Origin of the sequence: Winogradskyella ouciana (assembly GCF_009709615.1) — a bacterium.
Taxonomy (GTDB): domain Bacteria; phylum Bacteroidota; class Bacteroidia; order Flavobacteriales; family Flavobacteriaceae; genus Winogradskyella; species Winogradskyella ouciana.
In genome coordinates, this window is record NZ_WJYA01000287.1 from 1 (window position 1) to 239 (window position 239).

Here is a 239-nt window from a genome sequence, read left to right on the forward strand (position 1 = left end):
CTTAGATGCTTTCAGCACTTATCCCGTCCACACATAGCTACCCAGCGATGCCTTTGGCAAGACAACTGGTACACCAGCGGTGTGTCCATCCCGGTCCTCTCGTACTAAGGACAGCTCCTCTCAAATTTCCTACGCCCACGACGGATAGGGACCGAACTGTCTCACGACGTTCTGAACCCAGCTCGCGTACCGCTTTAATGGGCGAACAGCCCAACCCTTGGGACCGACTACAGCCCCAG

General features: G+C 56.1%; 1 rRNA gene. It reads right to left on the reverse strand.

From position 1 onward, the window contains the following. Positions 1 to 239 (reverse strand): 23S ribosomal RNA (locus F1003_RS19180); the annotation flags it as partial.